General features: G+C 69.3%; 18 protein-coding genes and 1 pseudogene. 8 read left to right on the top strand and 11 right to left on the bottom strand.

The window, feature by feature from the left end; translation table 11 throughout:
- The first annotated feature begins 15 nt into the window (after positions 1 to 15).
- Positions 16 to 1,170 (top strand): MFS transporter, encoded by a 1,155-nt coding sequence (locus tag QMK34_RS13005; protein WP_326414114.1) that lies wholly within the window; start codon positions 16 to 18, stop codon positions 1,168 to 1,170.
- A 58-nt stretch (positions 1,171 to 1,228) separates the two neighbouring features.
- Positions 1,229 to 2,086, top strand: a complete 858-nt coding sequence (locus QMK34_RS13000) for an SAM-dependent methyltransferase (RefSeq protein ID WP_326414112.1) — start codon at positions 1,229 to 1,231, stop codon at positions 2,084 to 2,086.
- A gap of 389 nt (positions 2,087 to 2,475) precedes the next feature.
- On the opposite strand, the gene QMK34_RS12995 is transcribed toward QMK34_RS13000, so the two are convergent.
- Together QMK34_RS12995 and QMK34_RS12990 are read right to left on the bottom strand one after the other, a co-directional pair.
- A complete protein-coding gene (locus tag QMK34_RS12995) occupies positions 2,476 to 2,892 on the bottom strand; it encodes a hypothetical protein (RefSeq protein WP_326414111.1) in 417 nt (138 codons plus the stop codon).
- A gap of 293 nt (positions 2,893 to 3,185) precedes the next feature.
- Positions 3,186 to 3,458 (bottom strand): helix-turn-helix domain-containing protein, encoded by a 273-nt coding sequence (locus QMK34_RS12990; RefSeq protein ID WP_326414110.1) that lies wholly within the window; start codon positions 3,456 to 3,458, stop codon positions 3,186 to 3,188.
- A gap of 200 nt (positions 3,459 to 3,658) precedes the next feature.
- Between QMK34_RS12990 and QMK34_RS12985 the strand changes: the two genes are divergently transcribed.
- Positions 3,659 to 5,704, top strand: coding sequence for a phosphocholine-specific phospholipase C (locus QMK34_RS12985; RefSeq protein WP_326414109.1), 2,046 nt, complete (start codon positions 3,659 to 3,661; stop codon positions 5,702 to 5,704).
- Between the two features lie 242 nt (positions 5,705 to 5,946).
- On the top strand, positions 5,947 to 6,579 hold the full coding sequence (locus tag QMK34_RS12980) for a TetR/AcrR family transcriptional regulator (protein WP_326414108.1): 633 nt from the start codon (positions 5,947 to 5,949) through the stop codon (positions 6,577 to 6,579).
- A gap of 15 nt (positions 6,580 to 6,594) precedes the next feature.
- Here the strand turns inward: QMK34_RS12980 and QMK34_RS12975 are convergent, their stop codons facing one another.
- Positions 6,595 to 7,149 (bottom strand): hypothetical protein, encoded by a 555-nt coding sequence (locus QMK34_RS12975; protein ID WP_326414107.1) that lies wholly within the window; start codon positions 7,147 to 7,149, stop codon positions 6,595 to 6,597.
- Between the two features lie 485 nt (positions 7,150 to 7,634).
- Between QMK34_RS12975 and QMK34_RS12970 the strand changes: the two genes are divergently transcribed.
- The gene (locus tag QMK34_RS12970; protein WP_326414106.1) at positions 7,635 to 8,438 is read left to right on the top strand and encodes a choice-of-anchor P family protein; all 804 of its coding nucleotides are present in this window, start codon (positions 7,635 to 7,637) and stop codon (positions 8,436 to 8,438) included.
- 5 nt (positions 8,439 to 8,443) lie between these two features.
- A complete protein-coding gene (locus QMK34_RS12965; RefSeq protein ID WP_326414105.1) occupies positions 8,444 to 9,055 on the top strand; it encodes a class F sortase in 612 nt (203 codons plus the stop codon).
- Here QMK34_RS12965 and QMK34_RS47820 read toward each other — a convergent pair.
- The 5 genes and pseudogenes from QMK34_RS47820 to QMK34_RS12935 form a co-directional block, all read right to left on the bottom strand.
- A pseudogene (locus tag QMK34_RS47820) lies at positions 9,044 to 9,893 on the bottom strand (FAD-dependent monooxygenase). The gene QMK34_RS12965 and the pseudogene QMK34_RS47820 sit on opposite strands and share 12 nt — an antisense overlap.
- A gap of 56 nt (positions 9,894 to 9,949) precedes the next feature.
- On the bottom strand, positions 9,950 to 10,894 hold the full coding sequence (locus QMK34_RS12950) for a nitrilase-related carbon-nitrogen hydrolase (protein ID WP_326414102.1): 945 nt from the start codon (positions 10,892 to 10,894) through the stop codon (positions 9,950 to 9,952).
- A gap of 11 nt (positions 10,895 to 10,905) precedes the next feature.
- Positions 10,906 to 11,931: an agmatine deiminase family protein gene (locus QMK34_RS12945; protein ID WP_326414101.1), complete on the bottom strand. Its 1,026-nt coding sequence runs from the start codon at positions 11,929 to 11,931 to the stop codon at positions 10,906 to 10,908.
- 12 nt (positions 11,932 to 11,943) lie between these two features.
- On the bottom strand, positions 11,944 to 13,377 hold the full coding sequence (locus QMK34_RS12940; RefSeq protein WP_326414100.1) for a gamma-aminobutyraldehyde dehydrogenase: 1,434 nt from the start codon (positions 13,375 to 13,377) through the stop codon (positions 11,944 to 11,946).
- Between the two features lie 43 nt (positions 13,378 to 13,420).
- Positions 13,421 to 14,683, bottom strand: a complete 1,263-nt coding sequence (locus QMK34_RS12935) for an APC family permease (RefSeq protein ID WP_326414099.1) — start codon at positions 14,681 to 14,683, stop codon at positions 13,421 to 13,423.
- Between the two features lie 267 nt (positions 14,684 to 14,950).
- On the opposite strand from QMK34_RS12935, the gene QMK34_RS12930 reads away from it, so the two are divergent.
- Together QMK34_RS12930 and QMK34_RS12925 are read left to right on the top strand one after the other, a co-directional pair.
- Positions 14,951 to 15,448 (top strand): Lrp/AsnC family transcriptional regulator, encoded by a 498-nt coding sequence (locus tag QMK34_RS12930; protein ID WP_442785146.1) that lies wholly within the window; start codon positions 14,951 to 14,953, stop codon positions 15,446 to 15,448.
- A gap of 172 nt (positions 15,449 to 15,620) precedes the next feature.
- Positions 15,621 to 17,012: an aspartate aminotransferase family protein gene (locus QMK34_RS12925; protein ID WP_326414097.1), complete on the top strand. Its 1,392-nt coding sequence runs from the start codon at positions 15,621 to 15,623 to the stop codon at positions 17,010 to 17,012.
- A gap of 87 nt (positions 17,013 to 17,099) precedes the next feature.
- Here QMK34_RS12925 and QMK34_RS12920 read toward each other — a convergent pair whose 3' ends face one another.
- The 3 genes from QMK34_RS12920 to QMK34_RS12910 are packed head-to-tail and all read right to left on the bottom strand — an operon-like array spanning position 17,100 to position 18,049.
- A complete protein-coding gene (locus QMK34_RS12920; protein ID WP_326414096.1) occupies positions 17,100 to 17,336 on the bottom strand; it encodes a helix-turn-helix domain-containing protein in 237 nt (78 codons plus the stop codon).
- Entirely contained in the window at positions 17,336 to 17,557 is a 222-nt protein-coding gene (locus QMK34_RS12915; protein WP_326414095.1) for a DUF2975 domain-containing protein, read from the bottom strand. Before QMK34_RS12915 ends, QMK34_RS12920 begins: the two co-directional genes overlap by 1 nt.
- A 33-nt stretch (positions 17,558 to 17,590) precedes the next feature.
- Positions 17,591 to 18,049: an Lrp/AsnC family transcriptional regulator gene (locus tag QMK34_RS12910; protein WP_326414198.1), complete on the bottom strand. Its 459-nt coding sequence runs from the start codon at positions 18,047 to 18,049 to the stop codon at positions 17,591 to 17,593.
- Between the last annotated feature and the right edge of the window lie 14 nt (positions 18,050 to 18,063).

Genomic DNA, 18,063 nt, shown 5'->3' with positions numbered 1-18,063 from the left:
AGGAAAAAATCAATCATGCTGCTGTCGGCAGGCCATGCCTGCGTGGACATCTACCAGGGCTCGGTCGCGTCGCTCGTCCCGTTCTTCGTCGCCGAGCGGCACTACGGGTACGCGGCGGTCTCGGGCATCGTGCTCGCCGCGTCCCTGCTGTCCTCAGTGGCCCAACCGCTGTTCGGCCTGCTCACCGACCGCCGGGCGATGCCCTGGCTCCTGCCCGTGAGCACCATCCTCGGCGGATCGGGTATCGCGCTGAGCGGCTTGACCGGCTCGTACGCCCTGACGCTGGTGTTCGTGGCGGTGTCCGGCGTCGGGGTCGCCGCCTACCATCCCGAGTCGGCCCGCGTCGCGCGGCTGCTCAGCGAGGGCAGTCACAGCGCGATGGCCTGGTTCTCCCTCGGCGGCAACCTCGGCTTCGCCACCGCGCCGCTCATGGTCACCGCCGTCGTCGCCACCGGCGGTCTGCACCTTTCCCCGCTGCTTGTGGTGCCCGCCGCCGCCGGCAGCGTTCTGTGTCTCCCCGTCCTGCGCGCACTGGCGAAGACGACACCCGGACGATCCGGCACCGCGGTCGCGGTGATCACCGACGACAAGGTCTCGTTCGTTAAGCTGTCGCTGGCCGTCGTTTTCCGGTCCATCGTCTTCGTCGGCCTGAGCACGTTCATTTCGCTCTACGCCCAGCAACGCCTGGGCGGCAGCACGGCGGCGGGCACCGCGGCACTGTTCGTGCTCTATCTCGGTGGCGCGGTGGGGTCCGTGCTGGGCGGCAACCTCGCCAATCGCTGGGACCGGGTCGCCGTGTGCCGCTGGTCGTACCTGCTCACCGTCCTCGCGGTCGCGGGGACGGTGTTCATCCCCGGACCGGCGATCTATGTGTTCGTGGCATTGGCTTCCGTCGGCCTGTACGTCCCCTTCTCCCTGCAGGTCACCCTCGGCCAGGACTACCTGCCCTCGCACGTCGGCACCGCCAGCGGGATCACCCTGGGACTGGCCGTCAGCGTCGGTGGCCTGACCAGTCCGATCATCGGCGCCATCGCGGACGCGACCTCCTTGCGGATCGCCCTGATGCCCCTGATCTTGATGCCCGCGCTGAGCTGGTTGCTGTTCCGCACGCTGCCCGAGCCCGCCTTGCCCAAGCCCGTGGCGCGGGTACCGAGCCGGATCGGAACGTGATCCCTGGCGGCATCGTCAGTGCTGGTAGCCGGGGGGGCCGGGACGATACCCTCCACCCATGGCACCCCAAGAGGACAACGCGCCGACGGCCCCGGCGGGTGTCGACACGGACAAGCCGTCGGCGGCCCGCATCTACGACTGGTACCTCGGCGGGACCCAGAACTGGGCGGTGGACCGGGAATTCGGCCGGAAGGCCGTGCAACTCTGGCCGGGGATGAAGGCGATGGCCCGGCAGAACAGGGCCTTCATGAACCGGGTGGTGGAGGCCGCGCTGGACGCGGGCATCCGCCAGTTCATCGACCTCGGCTCCGGGGTGCCGACGGTCGGCAACGTCCACGAGATCATCCGGCGCCGGGTGCCGGACGACGAGGACGCCACCGTGGTCTACGTCGACTACGAACCGGTCGCGGCCGCTCACTCGACGCTGATCCTGGAGCGCGACGAGGCGACCGACTGGGCCGGGATCGTGCAACGCGACCTGCGCGACCCGGACGGGATCTTCGACGACGACACAACCTGCGCACTGATCGACTTCGAGGAACCCGTCTGCGTGATGCTGGTCGCGGTCATGCATTTCGTCGGCCCCGACGACAGTCCCGGCAAGGTCGTCGAGACCTACCGATCACATGTCGCGCCGGGCAGCTGGCTGGCCATCTCCCACGCCAGCACCGATGACGCACCGGAGAACGACGAAACGGCCGGCGTCCGCAAGATGATCGCCACCTACCAGAACACCAGCAACCCCATGTGGCTGCGGGATCGCGCCGAGTTCACCCCCTGGTTCGGCGACTGGGCCATGCTCGAACCCGGGGTCAGCCGCCTGCCGGACTGGCGGCCCACCAACGAGCCCCAGCCGGACGAACTCGAAGCCAGCTCATTCGGCTGGGGCGGGGTGGCGGAGAAGCCCCAGCCCTGAGGCAGCGTCCGGAAACTGATGTCATGTCGTCCAGTTTGGTGCCTAGTGCCGCGTTGACTGACGGGGACTTTCACGCGGTCTGTTCTGGTGAAGGGGACTTCGCAAGGTTGAGTCGAGGGAAAGTCTGCTTCAGTCGCGACCCCAGGTTTGCCGTGTGCCCTGATGGGAGCCTTCACGGCGTTTAACGCTGTCATGGTGGCCTTCAGGGGCACACATGAAACGGTCGTGGCGGTATGAAACGGGCGAATGGGCCGCTTTTTCATCCTTTGTGGAGGGTAGGCGGCTTCGAAGGACAGGCGCCCGAGGCTTCGAGCGGCGGCTGCTGCGACAGTTCTCAGACGCGTTCTGAGGCAGCTGACGGCCCGTCACCGGACGCGCCGGTTCGGACGCTAGGTGATATTCGTCGCGGTCGACGCGCCCAGAACGGCGCCGTACAAAACAAAAGTGTTGACCACCATGATGAACGACGGCTGGAGCCATCTGACAAAGGCAGGTTGCTGATTGGGCATCGCGTTTCCGTTGTCGTCGAGCGTCGTTTGTCCCGGCTGAGAAGCGAACAACGATACGAGCCCAAAGAAAAGGCACAAAGCGAAGGGGAACCATTGCCCGTGCAACGCACTCCACAATTGCTGGGCTCCGCCCCAGGCGGCGGTGATGGCACCGGTCATGACCGCGAAGTTGGCAAAAGACTGCACGGTGACGAAGTCACTGACACTCTTGGTCCCCTCGGGTGCGGCGCTTCCCAGATGACCACTGGTAGGTTCTGCCGCTAGGGTGGTCGTGGCGAAAATCTGGTCAATGGCCATGACATACCTCCGGCTGGAGCGAGTGCTGGGGTGGGTGTCAGCCGCGCACACGCCTCAGTAGGAATGCATGCCCGGAAGTCGACCAATGCGGAGCGGCCGTTACGACGGACCATCGTTCGTTACCGTTTGGGTGCCGAGCCGAGTCGCGAACTCACCGCTTATGTGCCATTCCCACACGGGCCGAAGACCCGGACCTCGTACCCAGCCGCGGATAGGACGAACATCGCGGCTCAGCGCACCATCTCCGCGGACCTGGTGCTTCGAGCCGCACGTTCGACGATGCGGATTGTTCCTCAGCAGGCCGGGTCCACGTGGGACGCGGCGTAGGACCGGCGGTAGGCGTTGGGGGTGAGTCCGACCGAGCCGCGCAGGTGCTTGCGCAGCAGGACCGGATCGGCGAAGCCCGCCGCGTCCGCCACCTCGTTGATCGGGAGTCCGGTCGCTTCCAGGAGTTGGCGGGCGTAGTCCACGCGGCGCTGGGTGACCCAAACGCGCGGGCTCTGCCCGACCTCGGAGCGGAACCGGCGGGTGAAGGTGCGGACGCTCATGTTCGCGTGCCCGGCCAAGTCGGCCGCGCACCCAGCTCGCCGGAGTCGGTGTGCACGGATGCGTGGCGCGTACGAACACAGGCGAAGTGGTCGTACGGCTGAACAGAAAATGAATACTGTTGCTTGCTTTAGTCCGTTAGATGGGTTTTGCGTGCAGCTTCAGTCATCTAAGGTGGCAGCAGCCTGACGCTCCCCACCACCGCCTGGAGGCTTACGCCATGGCCGACGAACCACGCACCGGACTCACCCGCCGCCGTTTCCTCGGCGGCGTCGCCGCGGCAGGCGCCCTCGGCGCGCTGCCGCCGGGGATGGCCGAAGCGCTGGCGGAACCCCGCCGCAGCGGCAGTCTCGCCGACGTCGAGCACGTGGTGGTCCTGATGCAGGAGAACCGCTCGTTCGACCACTACTACGGCACGATGAGGGGCGTCCGCGGCTTCGGCGACCGGTCCGCGCTCGTCCGGCCGAACGGCCAGGACATCTTCCACCAGCCCGACTCCGGGCGCTCCGACGGGAACTACCTGCTGCCCTTCCACGTCGACACCGCCAAGGTGGACGGCCAGGACCTCGGCGACCTCGGTCACGGCTGGGACGACCAGCACCGAGCGATCGCCGCGGGCGCCAACAACGCCTGGGTCGCGGCCAAGGGCGAGATGACGATGGGCTACTTCACCGACACCGACATCCCGTTCCACCGCGCGCTCGCGGACTCGTTCACCGTGTGCGACCACTACTTCTGCTCGGTGCAGGGGCCCACGACGCCCAACCGGCTCTACCTGTTCACCGGCACCATCGACGCCGACGGCCGCGCCGGTGGCCCCGCCAACTACAACCCGGCGGACTACAAACCGGTGTTCAGCTGGACGACCTATCCCGAACGCCTGCAGGACAACGGCGTCGCGTGGAAGGTCTACGCCAACAAGGAGGTCGGCGACGCGGGCGGCTCGTTCGTCGGCGACTACGGCGACAATCCGCTCTGGCTCTTCCAGGCCTATCACAACGACTACACGAGCGAACTGTCCACACGGGGCAGTGTCTTCAAGACCTGGGGGCCGGATTCGGGCAAGGGCAAGGACGTCGGGCACGTGCTCTCGGAGTTCACCGCCGACTGCGCGAGCGGCTCGCTGCCCCAGGTCTCCTGGATCGTGGCCCCCTACGGCTATTGCGAGCACCCCGAGGCCCGGCCGGTCGACGGCGCCGCGTACACCCAGGGGGTGCTGAACGCCTTGTGGGCCAACCCGAAACTGTGGGAGTCGACCGTCGTTCTGATCAACTACGACGAGAACGACGGCTTCTTCGACCACGTGGCACCGCCGATGGCGAACTCGGGGACGGCGGGCGAATACATCGGCGGCAAGTCGATCGGGCTCGGCGCCCGGGTGCCGATGACCGTCCTCTCGCCGTGGAGCCGGGGCGGCTGGGTCAATTCCCAGGTCGCCGACCACACCTCGGTGATCCGGTTCCTGGAGCAGTGGACCGGGGTGCATGAGCCCAACATCACGGCGTGGCGCCGGTCGATCTGCGGCGACCTGACCGGCTGTTTCGACTTCGGCACGGCCGACGTCAGGATCCCCATGCTGCCCGACACCTCGGCGCTGCGGAAACAGGCCGACGACACCCAGCGCAAGCTGCCGAAGCCGACGACCCCGCCGGTGGGCAAACAGCAGGCGCCCGTGCAGGAAACCGGGACCCGGCCCGCGCGGGCGCTCCCCTACCAGCCGCTGGTCACCACCGCGCTGAGCGCGGACAAGCAGCTACTGACCACCACCTTCGCCAACCAGGGCACCGCGGATCTGCAGCTCGTCGCGTACCGCGCCGACGGGCAGACCGACGGCCCCTGGTTCTACGACGTGGCCGCCGGAAAGCAGGTCAGCGACACCTGGCGGATCCAGGCGTACGGCGGCGGTAAGTACAACGTCGCCATGCACGGGCCCAACCGCTTCCGCTGGCAGTTCGCCGGGGACGCCAACAGCGCGGGCGCCGGGGTGGAGGTGAGCGGTGGCTACACCGCCGAGCACAAGCTGCGCCTGACGATGCGCAACAGCGGCACCACCACCGTCAAGGTCACCGTGAGCGCCGGTCACTACCGCACCGACGGGCCTTGGACGTACCCCCTCACCGCGGGCCAGACGCTCACCGACGACTGGAACGTGCTCGCCTACGGGCAGGGCTGGTACGACCTCAGTGCCACCACCGACGCGGACCCGAAATTCCTGCGCCGCTTCAGCGGGCACGTGGAGAACGGCGGGCCCGGCGTCACCGGCTGAGCGGTAGCGGAAGCCGAACACGCACGGCGGGTCGAGCACGGGGGCAAGGGCTTGGCGAATGCGTGGGCCAGTCGACCAGGCGGTGGTCCTGGAGGTACTCGGTCCGCGCGTTCGCCGCGCCCGGCGCCGGGATTTCGAGCGACACTCCTCCAGGCCGGACACTTACTACCGGGGAGTAGAAATATCCTACGGTAGCGTATGATTGTCCAGCGCAGAGGCGGGATCCCCCGTACGGAGGCGACGTGACGTCAGGGCAGAAACGCCGCGCCTACGCGGCGCGGGTACCGGCGGAACAACGCCGCTCCGAACTGCTCGACGCGGCCCTGCACCTCGTGGTCGCCCAGGGACATCACGCCGCGACCATGGACGCCGTGGCCCGCCAGGCGGGGGTCACGAAGCCGGTGATCTACGGGGTGTTCACGAGCCGGGCCGAACTGCTCGCCACCCTGCTGCGACGCGAGCAGAACGAGGCGCTCAAACAGTTGCTCGCCGCCCTGCCCGACCGGCTCGAACAGCGGCTGCGCGAGGAGCCTGCGGACCTGCTCGCCCACGTCCTCACCGCGTTCCTCGACTCGGTGCGGGAATCGGCCGACCGCTGGCACTGTGTCGTCCTGCCGATGCCGGACATGCCCGCCGAGTTCCACGCCGCCCGCGAACGAGCCAGGGCGCTGGTGCTCAAGCAGGTCGAGAACATGACCCAGACGCTGGTCGACTCCGGCACCGTCCCGGCGGGGCTCGACGCGGGCATCCTGGCCCACACCGTGATCACCCTGTTCGAGATGGCGGCCCGGCTCGTGCTCACCGACCCCGAACACTTCCAGCCGAGCCGGTTCCTCACGACCCTGCGCACCGCCGTCGGCCTCGCGACCGCGTAAGCCGCGAAGGACCGCTCAGTCTCCGACGCAGGGGACGGTGCTCAACCGGCGGACCGCGGCGGCGATCTCCCCTGGAGTCGCCTTGACCAACGACGTCACCAGCACGAACGAGCTGCCGTAGACCCGGAGCCGGGTTTTCGCGCCGAAGGTGGAGGTAGCCGAGCGGGACGGGCCGTACACGACCACGGACGGCACCCGCTGCCCCGGCCGGGGGACGAACACCACGACCCGGTCGCGGCGCGGGATAGTGAGCCAGGACGGCCGAAGTCGGCTGATTCGCACCTCCGCCAGCGCCGACCACGGCACGAGCGGCAGCCCCCGCACGGTCACCCCGTCCACGTCCAGCCGCGCCTGCCAAGGCTTGTTCCAGCTGCGGGCCAGGATGACCACCCCCGCGACCACGAGCCCGGCGAACAGCGAACCGGACGCGATCGCCAGCCAAGACGGGAGCTTGCCGGTCAGACCGGAAACGACGTCGAACACCAGCAATCCGGCAGAGATCGCCAGCGACGGCAGCAATCCGCGCCCCGATGGGACCAGCAGCAACTGTTCTTCCATCCTGTCCCCCACCAGCGAGACACTACCGGCCGTGGCGGGGTTGGGTGGGCGAGTCGCGAAGGGAACTTGTGGGACGCTCTGGTCCCTCAAGGTGGCCTTCAGAGGCACGCGGAACAGGATCTCCGGGCGAGCTTGAGGCCGTAATGGTCACATCACGAAGAGTATTCGGGCCTCCCCCTCTCGAATGACCACCTATACAGGTGGAACTCGCGAAGAAAAGCCCGCCGATTCCGGCAATTGTGACTGTGCGCGATCATTTCTTTCGAGACACGCCAATCGATCATCACGCTTTCGAGTGGTCCCCGGCGAGCGCTGGCTACTGTCGCTGGTCGCTGGGAGGCCCGCCGGACACGAGCCGTTTTGCCGGTGGCCACCTGCTTGATAGCTTCGAATTCGCTCGCTCCCCTTTCGTGGCCCTCCTGGTCAGCCGGAGGGTGCGCGCTTTCCGAAAGGTCTTGTGCGAGCAGCCTTTTCTGACTTTCTCGAAGGGATAATTCATGCGGGTAGACGTGCTGCGTACCGGAGGTGTGGTCAGCCTGGCCGCGACGGCGATGCTGGTCGCGAGCGTCGCTTCGGCTTCGGCGGACACCGCCGCGCCGGGTGAAGGTTCGGCTTACGGTGCGTCGGCCGCCGTTTCGCTGCTCCCCGGAATTCTGGACAACAAGGGGCTGACGGTGGACACCGGCAGACTCGCCCCGTCCACGACCGGCGGCCCGACCACGGCCTCCATCGTCGACGTCCCGCTCAAGGGCCTGGTGACGGCGAAGGTGATCACGAGCTCCGCGAAGCACAACAGCGAGACCGGGACGGTCACCTCGACGGCCTCCATCGTCGACGCGACGCTCCCCGTCCTCGCGGGTCTCGCCGGCAGCACGCCCAAGGCGAAGGTGATCAGCTCGAAGTGCGCCTCCACGGGCAGCGACGTCAGTGGCGTCTCCGAGATCGTCGGCCTGGACCTGGGCCGGATCGGGACGCTCCCGGTGGCCACCTCCCCGAACCAGGAGATCGGCATCCCGGGCGTGCTCCAGGTGATCGTCAACGAGCAGGTCCGCCACGACGACGGCAGCCTGACGGTCAACGCGCTGCACATCAAGCTGCTCGGCGGGAAACTGACCGACGCGCTGGGCTCCGGCGACATCGTGCTCGCCTCGGCGACCTGCGGCAAGGCCACCGGCAACGGCAGCCCGCCGCCCGCCACCACGAACCCGGCCCCCACGACCGGTCCCGGTCAGGTCAAGGTCGTCCCGGCGGGCGCCCCGCAGACCGGCGACGGCAGCCTCGCCATCACGGCCGAGGGCTGAGGCGGATGACGCACCCCGGCGTCCGGCGCGCACCGCGCCGGCTGGTGGCGATCCTGCTGGCACTGGTGGCCACGCTTTCGCTCGCCGCCTGTGGTTCCGATGCCGCGGCACCTTCCGCTCCCGCCGGTCCGGCTCCCGCGGCCACCGCCGTGGGCGCCGGTCTGGCCCGGTCGATCCCCAGCTGGGTCGAGGTGCCCGCCATCGCGGCCCGCTCCACGCTGGTGCAGCTGGGTCTCAACGCGGACAAGACCGTGCAGGTGCCGCCAGTCGACCAGCCGCTGCAAGCGGGCTGGTACCAGCACGGCCCGACACCCGGTGAGGTGGGCCCGTCGGTAGTCCTCGGGCACATCGACGGCAATCACCAGAAGGGCATCTTCTGGCGGCTGCACGAGGTGAAGACCGGGGACAAGGTGCTCGTGGGCCGTCAGGACGGCGGCAGCCTCACCTTCACCGTCACCAAGGTCGACCAGGTGGCCAAGAGCTCGTTCCCGACGGAAGCGGTGTACGGGAACACGGCCGACCCCGAGATCCGGCTGATCACCTGTGGCGGCGCTTTCGACTCCGCGGCGCACAGCTACCTGGACAACATCATCGTGTACGGCAAGCTAGCGAGCTGAACCCGGGTAGTCCTCGAGGTCGATGCGCGTGGCGAACCGGTCGGTCAGGTTGAGCATGGCGCGCAACAGGAACCTGGACTTGAACGTCCAGTTGCGCAGCTTCATCCTGATGCCGGTCGCGGGCGCGAGGAACGCCCCGGCGTTGCCCTGCCGGGAGATCTTGGCATAGTCGCGGAACTTCCGGTGGTAGGCCTCGAAGGCCACCCGGTGGTCCCCGTCCGCGTTCAGCAGCTCCCCGGCCAGCACGTAGGCGCCGACGAGGGCCAGGCCGGTGCCGAAGCCGCCCAAAGGTGCTCGCGTAGGCGGAGTCGCCCAGCAGGACGACCCGGCACCCGCGCCATCAGCTCGGGGATGCGCCACCGGCCACCGCGACAGGCGGCGAGCAGCAGGGCTTTCTGCCGAAGGTGCGTGGCTCCCCGCGCTCGAAGGTGACGTCCACGCCGGTCGCCGTCTCGGTCAGCGAGGTGACGGAGTCGCCGAAGACGTACTCGCAGTCGTCCGCCGTGCACTCGTGGAGCAGCGCGGACAGGTCGCCGCGGGTGATCTCCAGGTCGCCGCCGGTGAACTCGCCGGAGATGACCGCCAGCGGCTTGCCCTCGGAGTCGACGACGGTCTGGTCGTGGCCGCCGGTCTGGCGCCGCTCCACCTCTTCGAGGATGCCCATCCGCCGCAGGACCGTGCGGTGCGTGGTGCCCTTGAAGTCGACGGCCTGGCCGCCGGGACGCAACGCGGGCGCCTTTTCCACGACGGTGACGGTGCAGCCGTAGCGGTTGAGCCAGTAGGCGAGCGCGGGCCCGGCGATGCTGGCGCCGGAGATGAGGACTCGGGTGTTTTCCATGTCCCGCAGCGTCGCCGGGCCCGCTGACCGTCCGCTGGCGCTCCGCTGATGGCGGGTCAGCCGCGCTTGGCCGGTTCGGTCAGCACGCCGTAGGACTCCGGGCGGCGCGTCTCGAGGAACGGGAACAGCCCGAGCCAGTCTCGCCGCTGGTCCAGGTCGAGGGTGGCGACGAGGACGGCGTCGGCGTCGCGGGGCGCCGAGACCAGCACCCGGCCGTACGGGTCGGAGATGAACGACGAGCCGTAGAAGGTGATCGTGCCCTCGTCGCCCCAGCGGTTGGCCACCGCCATGAACGTCCCGTTGGCGATGCCGTTGCCCACGATCACCTGGCGCCACAGGGGTTCGGTGTCGAAGTCGGGGAAGTCGGGCTCGGAGCCGATCGCGGTCGGGTAGGCGAGCACCTCGGCGCCGCGCAGGGAGTACGCCCTGGCGAGCTCGGGGAACCACTGGTCCCAGCAGGTCGGGAGGCCGAGCCGGGCGCGATGCTCGCCGGGCAGGTCGAGCACCGGATGGGGCTCGCCGCCCGCCGGGCCCGGCCGGAAGTAGTGGTCCTCGTAGTACCCGGCGCTGATCGGGATGTGCATCTTGCGGGTGCGGCCGAGCAGCGCGCCGTCGGGCGCGACCAGGATGGCGGTGTTGTAGCCGAGCCCGTCGGGGCCGTCGGCGCGTTCGTAGAGCGAGGCGTGGACCGCGATGCCGTGGTCCGCCGCCGCCTTGGCCGCCATCGTGTACGTGGGCCCGGTGGCCAGGTCCTCGGCGGTGGCCGTCGCGTCGCCGTCGGGCAGCGTGTCCGCCGGATAGCGGGAAAGCGTCAGCTCCGAGAGGACCACGACCTGCGCCCCCCGATCCGCCGCGGTGCGGATCCCGTCGTCCAGCACGGCCGCGTGCTCGGCGGCGTCGGCGTGCCAGCGGGTCTGCACCACGGCCGCGACGAGCGGCGGGCGGGACCCCGGATGGACCCTGGCCGGGGACTGCTGGGGTGCGGAAGTGATGACACGCATGGGTTTCCTTGTCAGCTCGCGGGTTGTTGCTGGGTGATGCAGTGGATTCCACCACCGCGGGCGAAGATCGGCCGGGCGTCGACGAGTTCGACCGTCCGGCCGGGATGGGCACGGCGCAGGAGGTCCGCGGCGACGGCGTCGTTCGGATCGCCGAACACGCCGAGCACGACGACGCCGTTGGCCACGTAGTGGTTGAGGTAGGAGTAGTCGACGAACTCGCCATCGGCCGTGAGCACGGCGGGCGCCGGGATCTCGACGACCTCCAGGCGGCGGCCCCGCGCGTCCCTGCTCGTGGCGAGCACCTCGGCGATCTCCTTCGAGACGTCGTGGTCGGGATGCGCGGGATCGGCCTGGCGGTGCACCGCGACGACGCCCGGCCGCAGGAACGCGGCCACCAGGTCGACGTGGCCGCGGGTGCCGAACTCGCCGTAGTCGCGGGTCAGTCCCCTTGGCAGCCAGATCGCGGTGGTCGTGCCGAGCCGGGCGTGCACCTCGGCCTCGGCCCGCGCCTTCGTCCAGCCGGGGTTGCGGCCGGGGTCGAGCTGGACCGTCTCGGTCAGCAGGACGGTGCCCTCGCCGTCGACGTGCAGCCCGCCGCCCTCCGCGGTCAGCGCCGAGCCGGTGACCGGCTGCCCGGCCAGCCCGGCGACCCGGCGGGCCACGTCCTGGTCGCGGTCCCACGCCGCCCAGTCCTGCGCGCCCCAGCCGTTGAACCGCCAGTCGACGGCGGCGAGTCCGGTCGGGGAAGCGTGGTCGTGGACGAAGGTGGGGCCGATGTCGCGCATCCAAGCGTCGTCGAGCGGCACCTCGACGACGTCGACCCCCGGCCCGGCGAACGACCGCGCGAGCGCGGCCTGGCCGAGCCCGGCCACCAGGGTGACCGGCTCGTACCGAGCGACGGTGTTCGCCACCCGGGCCCAGACGCGGCGGGCCCCGGCCAGCTCGGGTGAGTCCTCGTCCCCGAAGGTGGCGTTCGGCGGCGGGAAGGCCATCCACGTGCGTTCGTGCGCCTCCCACTCGGCGGGCATCCTGATCATGGTGGCCTTCCCTCAGCCGAGCGCGGTCATCACGTGCTTGACCCGGGTGTAGTCCTCGAGCCCGTACATCGACAGGTCCTTGCCGTACCCCGAGCGCTTGAACCCGCCGTGCGGCATCTCCGCGACGATCGGGATGTGGGTGTTGACCCAGACGCAGCCGAAATCCAGCCGCTTCGTCAGGCGCATCGCCCGCGCGTGGTCCCGCGTCCACACCGAGGACGCCAGCCCGTAGTCGACGTCATTGGCCTCGCGCACAGCCTCGGCCTCGCCGGTGAAGCGCTGCACGGTGATGACCGGGCCGAACACCTCGTCACGCACGAGCTCGTCGCCCGGTCGCAGGCCGGAGACGACGGTCGGCGCGTAGAAGAAGCCCCGGTCGCCGACGCGCTCGCCACCGTGGTCCAGCACCGCGTGGTCGGGCAGCCGGTCGACGAACCCGCCGATCCGCGCCAGCTGGCCCGCGTTGTTGACCGGCCCGTACGTGACGTCCGGCTGGTCAAGGCCGCCGGTGCTCGCGGCGCGGGCCTGGTCGACGAGCGCGGCGAGGAATTCGTCGTGTGCGTCGGCGTGCACGAGGACGCGGGTGGCGGCGGTGCAGTCCTGGCCCGCGTTGAAGTAGCCCGCGGCCGCGATGGCCTCGGCGGCGGCGGGGAGGTCGGCGTCGGCGAACACGACGACCGGCGCCTTCCCGCCGAGCTCCAGGTGCACCCGCTTGACGTCCGCGGCCGCGGCGCCCGCCACCTCGATCCCGGCGCGCACCGAACCGGTGATCGACAGCATCGCCGGGGTCCGGTGCGTGGCCAGCGCCCGGCCGGTGTCCCGGTCGCCGCAGAGCACGTTGAACACGCCGGGCGGCAGGAACTCCGCCGCCACCTCGGCCAGCAGGACCGTGCTGGCCGGGGTGGTGTCGGACGGCTTGAGCACCACGGTGTTCCCGGCTGCCAGCGCGGGCGCGATCTTCCAGATCGCCATCATCAGCGGGTAGTTCCACGGCGTCACCTGCCCGCACACGCCGACCGGCTCGCGCCGGACGAACGAGGTGTGCCCGCTCAGGTACTCCCCCGCGGCCCTGCCCTCGAGCAGCCGCGCGGCCCCGGCGAAGAACCGGAGGTGGTCGATCACCATCGGCAGCTCTTCGGACCGCGTCAGCGCGTACGGCTTGCCGGTGTTCTCCGACTCCACCCGGACGAACTCCTCCGCCCGGCTCTCCACCGCGTCCGCGATCCGCAGCAGGGCCAGCTGGCGCTCGGCCGGGGTCGAGTCGCGCCAGTGCTCGAACGCCGTCGCCGCGGCGCCGAACGCGGCGTCCACATCGGACTGTCCGGAAAGGACGGAGGTGGCGTACACGGTGCCGGTCGACGGGTCGACGAGGTCAAGGGTGCGCCCGTCCGCGGCGTCGCTGTGCGCGCCGCCGACGAAGTTGCGGAAGGTCTGCTTGTCACTCATGGCTTTTCGGTGCTCCTGTGTGGCTGGTCGACGGCGGGGCGGGTCAGTCCTGGGGAATGGTCACCACCCACCGGTCCGGGTGCCGCCGGAGGTAGCACACCCAGTAGAGCGCCGAAACGGCGAGTACGGCGACGGTGATCCCGAGGTCGAGCAGGTTCTGCTGGACGAGCACGTAGGTCAGCGCCGCCATCGCGAGCACCGGGATGACCGGCCACCACGGCATCCGCCAGACGTCCGGCTTCCGGTGCTCGGCGCCACGGGCCCGCAGCGTGGCGCCCGCGATGCTCAGGTAGAGCGCGACCACCACGACCCCGGTCACGCCGCTCAGCGTCTCCACCGGCACGAAACACAGCACGGCCTCGCTCAGGCCGGCGACCAGGGTGGCCGCCCACGGCGCCCCGAAGCGGCGGCTGACCGTGCTCAGCGCGCGGTTCACCGCGGCGGGCCAGGCCTGGTCCCTGGCGGAGGCGTACACCACCCGCGAGTTCTGGATGACCATCACGATGACGGCGTTGACGATGGCCGCGGCGATGCACAGGCTGATCACCACGCCGACGGCCGAGTTGCTCCAGCCGATGACCATCGCGGTGAGGTCGCCGCCCGCCAGCGTCGCGATGTCCGGCGCGCCGACGGTGATGGCGACGACCGGGACGAGGATGACGAGCGCGCTGATCCCGAGTGTCCAGAACACCGTCCTGGACACGGTTTTGCGCGGTTCGCGCATCTCCTCGGCGAGGTACACCGCGGTGCTGAAGCCCTGCACCACGAACAGCGCGACGGCGAGACCGGCGATCACGGCCACCATCCCGAGGCCGCCGCCCCCGCCGAGGTCGGGACTCAGCAGCACGCTCGCCGGGCGGGCGGAGTGGGCGAACCCGAGCCAGGACACGACGGCGATCGCGAGGATCTCGATGGCGAAGAAGACCCCGGTGATCCAGGCGTTGGACCGTAGGTTGAGCAGCCCCATCAGGGTCGAGGCCAGCATGACGATCGCGCCGGCCACGGCGGGGTTGATGTCGAGCACGGGGCTGAGGTAGCCGGCCACGCCCACCGCGATGATCGGGGGCACGACCAGCACGACCACGAGCGAGAGCACGAAGGCCAGCCAGCCGGCGAACCGGTTGACGACCGTGCTGACCATCGCGTACTCGCCACCCGAGCTCAGCACCAGCGTGCCCAGTTCGGAATAGCAGAACGCGACGCCGATACAGAGCACGACGGCGAGTGCGATGGTTAGCGCCGTGCCCGTGCCGAGCGCGGCGAACAGCGGCGGCACGATGACGAACAAGGAGGACGCGGGAGTCACGCAGCTCAGCGTGAGCAGCGTGCCACCCCCGACTCCGATGGAGCGGGTGAGCGAGCGGGGACCCGAATCGGCAGGCACGGCTACTGCCGCTGGAGCCTTCGTGTGGGGCATGGGGAGATGTCCCTCCATCGGCGGCAACGATTCGACGAAGGGAACAGGACGGAATCAGTGTTGTCAACGCCACAAATTCAACGAAATCCGTTGTCGCTGGCCGTCGGGACCGTCGCTTTCGGTGACCAGATTTGCCGCACGGAAGTCACGTCGGGGATGATCCCGGACGTGAACAGTGAGGACGAGAACGCGAAGCGAGCCACGCCGCCGCCGCTCGACGACATCTCCAAGCGCATCATCGAGCAGCTGCAGGAAGACGGGCGGCGGGCCTACGCCACGATCGGCAAGGCCGTCGGCCTGTCCGAGGCGGCCGTACGCCAGCGGGTGCAGCGGCTGTCCGATTCCGGGGTGATCCAGATCGTCGCGGTCTCGGATCCCTTGCAGGTAGGGCTGTTCCGGCAGGCGATGATCGCGATCACGGTGGACGGCCCGCTCGAGCCGGTCGCCGACGCGCTGGCCGAGATGACCGAGATCGACTACGTCGTGCTGTGCGCGGGCCGGTACGACGTGCTGTGCGAAGCGGTCTGTGCCGACGACGACGCGCTCCTGGACCTCATCTCGAAGCGGATCCGCTCACTGCCGGGGGTGCGGCACGCGGAGACGATGGTCTACCTCAAGCTGCGCAAGCAGTCGTATCAATGGGGTAAACACTGATGACAACGAAATCCGAAGCAAGATCAGCTCTGACAGACAGAATCGACATTCATTTTACTTGATTGCAACCGATTCACTTGCCAGGACCGTGGCGGTCGTGCGATAACGGTGCTGTCCAGGTCGCCCCGGGCCCCTGTCCGGCGCGACCGCGCCGATCTTCGTGCGAGGAACCATGACCACCACCGCTGTCTCCCCCGTGGACCAGAACCGCCAGCTCGCCCGGTCGGCCCACGACCACCTCTGGATGCACTTCACCCGGCACTCCGGCTTCGCCGAGTCCGACGTACCCGTGATCGTCCGCGGCGAGGGCGCCTACATCTGGGACGCCGAGGGCAAGCGCTACCTCGACGGGCTCGCCGGGCTGTTCGCCGTCCAGGTCGGCCACGGCCGCGAGGAGCTCGCCGAAGCCGCCGCGGCCCAGATCCGCCGGCTCGCGTACTTCCCGTTGTGGGGACACGCCCATCCGGCCGCGATCGAGCTCGCCGACCGTCTCGCCGCCGACGCCCCCGGCGAGCTGAACCGCGTGTTCTTCACCGTCAGCGGCGGCGAGTCCGTCGAGACGGCCTGGAAACTCGCCAAGCAGTACTTCAAGCTGACCGGAAAACCCACCAAGCACAAGGTGATCGGCCGGTCGCTGGCCTACCACGGCACCTCGGCGGGCGCACTGTCGATCACCGGGATCCCCGGGGCGAAGGCCGACTTCGAGCCGCTGGTGCCCAGCACGACGCGCGTGCCCAACACCAACTTCTATCGCGCGCCCGAGCACGCCGACGACTACGTGGCCTACGGCCGCTGGGCCGCCGACCAGATCGCGCAGGCGATCGAGTTCGAGGGCGCCGACACCGTCGCCGCGGTGTTCCTCGAGCCCGTGCAGAACACGGGCGGCTGCTTCCCGCCGCCGCCGGGGTACTTCGAGCGGGTCCGCGAGATCTGCGACGCGAACGACGTGCTGCTCGTCTCGGACGAGGTCATCTGCGCGTTCGGCAGGCTGGGCCACGACTTCGGCGCCAAGCGCTACGGCTACCAGCCCGACATGATCACCACCGCGAAGGGCATGACCTCGGGCTACGCCCCGCTCGGCGCGGTGCTGGCGAGCGAACGGCTGATGGAGCCGTTCAAGCACGGCACCACCACGTTCATGCACGGTTCGACCTACGGCGGGCACCCGGTGTCCTGCGCGGTGGCGCTGGCGAACCTCGACCTGATGGAGCGCGAGGGCCTCTACGCCCACGTCCTCGGCAACGAGGACGCCTTCCGGTCCACTTTGGACAAACTGACCGACCTGCCGATCGTCGGCGACATCCGCGGCGCCGGGTTCTTCTACGGCATCGAGCTCGTCAAGGACAAGGCGACCAAGGAGACGTTCACCGCCGAGGAGTCCGAGCGCGTCCTGCGCGGGCACCTGTCCAAGGCGCTGTTCGACGCGGGCCTGTACTGCCGCGCCGACGACCGCGCCGAGCCGGTGATCCAGCTTTCCCCGCCGCTGATCTGCGGGCAGCGCGAGTTCGACGAGATCGAAGGCATCCTCCGCGGCGCCCTCACCGAAGCCTGGGCCCTGCTCTAGCAGGATGCCGGTCAGCCCCAGCCGCGACCAAGCTCGAGAAGTCCCTGAAGGCCACCATCACGGCGTTTTACGCCGTGATGGTGGCCTTCAGGGCACGACCGACTCGGTTATGGCGGGGTCTTCGGCCTCCCAGCGCAGCAGGTCGCCCGGCTGGCAGTCGAGCACCCCGCAGAGCGCGGCGAGCGTCGTGAAACGCACCGCCTTGGCACGGCCGTTCTTGAGCACCGCCAGGTTGGCGGGCGTGATCCCGACGCGGTCCGCGAGCTCGCCAACGGACATCTTCCGTTTGGCCAGCATCACATCGATGTCGACGGTGATCGGCATCAGATCACCTCGTCCAGCTCATCCCGCAGCTGCGCCGCTTCGCCGTCGCGCGCGACGACCCGGGCGAGCAGCATCCGCGGCACGCGCACGATGAGCGCCACCCCCAGGATGGCCACCCCGATCCCGCCCATGATGAGGGTGACGCCCGGGTCTTCCCGCTGGCCCGGCGCGTCGACCAGCACGAGCACGGCCCGCAGCGTCTGCACTGTCAGCTTTCCCATGACTTCGTCCTCCCATCGAGTTACGATGGGAATCTATCGATTTTCGATAGATTCGACCAGAGTTACCTCCATGGGCCGCTCGAAGAACGTCTCCAGCACCACGATCGTCCGCGTACCACTGACACCGTCGATGTCGAACAACCGCCTCAGCCCGGCCTGCAGGTCCGCGGTGGTCGCCGCGCGCATCTTGACCAGCACGGACGGTCCGCCCGCGACGATGTGCGCCTCCTCGACCGACGGGAGCGCGCGCAGCGCGTCGCCGGTCTCCTCGCCGCCCAGCCACGCGGTCGACTCGATCATCACGTACGCCAGCACACCTTTGCCCACGGCGACCGGGTCGACGTCGATGGTCGTGCGACGGATCACCCCGCGTTCGCGGAGCTTGCGCACGCGCTCGTGGGCCGCCGCACTCGAAAGACCCACGGCCTCCCCTAACGCGGCGTAGGAGCTGGTCGCGTCCTCCTGCAGACAGCCCAGCAGCGCCCGGTCCATGTCGTCCAAGACTC

Origin of the sequence: Amycolatopsis sp. H20-H5 (assembly GCF_035828755.1) — a bacterium.
Classification (GTDB): domain Bacteria; phylum Actinomycetota; class Actinomycetes; order Mycobacteriales; family Pseudonocardiaceae; genus Amycolatopsis.
Note: the sequence above shows the minus strand (reverse complement) of the source record. Positions and strands in the feature narration are given on the sequence as shown.

What these genes read in the sequence shown, in the direction of transcription:
- QMK34_RS13005 (WP_326414114.1), top strand. Translation starts at nt 16, where the DNA reads ATGCTGCTGTCGGCAGGCCATGCCTGCGTGGACATCTACCAGGGCTCG.
- QMK34_RS13000 (WP_326414112.1), top strand. Translation starts at nt 1,229, where the DNA reads ATGGCACCCCAAGAGGACAACGCGCCGACGGCCCCGGCGGGTGTCGAC.
- QMK34_RS12995 (WP_326414111.1), bottom strand. Translation starts at nt 2,892, where the DNA reads ATGGCCATTGACCAGATTTTCGCCACGACCACCCTAGCGGCAGAACCT.
- QMK34_RS12985 (WP_326414109.1), top strand. Translation starts at nt 3,659, where the DNA reads ATGGCCGACGAACCACGCACCGGACTCACCCGCCGCCGTTTCCTCGGC.
- QMK34_RS12970 (WP_326414106.1), top strand. Translation starts at nt 7,635, where the DNA reads ATGCGGGTAGACGTGCTGCGTACCGGAGGTGTGGTCAGCCTGGCCGCG.
- QMK34_RS12965 (WP_326414105.1), top strand. Translation starts at nt 8,444, where the DNA reads ATGACGCACCCCGGCGTCCGGCGCGCACCGCGCCGGCTGGTGGCGATC.
- QMK34_RS12950 (WP_326414102.1), bottom strand. Translation starts at nt 10,894, where the DNA reads ATGCGTGTCATCACTTCCGCACCCCAGCAGTCCCCGGCCAGGGTCCAT.
- QMK34_RS12945 (WP_326414101.1), bottom strand. Translation starts at nt 11,931, where the DNA reads ATGATCAGGATGCCCGCCGAGTGGGAGGCGCACGAACGCACGTGGATG.
- QMK34_RS12940 (WP_326414100.1), bottom strand. Translation starts at nt 13,377, where the DNA reads ATGAGTGACAAGCAGACCTTCCGCAACTTCGTCGGCGGCGCGCACAGC.
- QMK34_RS12930 (WP_442785146.1), top strand. Translation starts at nt 14,951, where the DNA reads ATGATCCCGGACGTGAACAGTGAGGACGAGAACGCGAAGCGAGCCACG.
- QMK34_RS12925 (WP_326414097.1), top strand. Translation starts at nt 15,621, where the DNA reads ATGACCACCACCGCTGTCTCCCCCGTGGACCAGAACCGCCAGCTCGCC.
- QMK34_RS12920 (WP_326414096.1), bottom strand. Translation starts at nt 17,336, where the DNA reads ATGCCGATCACCGTCGACATCGATGTGATGCTGGCCAAACGGAAGATG.
- QMK34_RS12915 (WP_326414095.1), bottom strand. Translation starts at nt 17,557, where the DNA reads ATGGGAAAGCTGACAGTGCAGACGCTGCGGGCCGTGCTCGTGCTGGTC.
- QMK34_RS12910 (WP_326414198.1), bottom strand. Translation starts at nt 18,049, where the DNA reads ATGGACCGGGCGCTGCTGGGCTGTCTGCAGGAGGACGCGACCAGCTCC.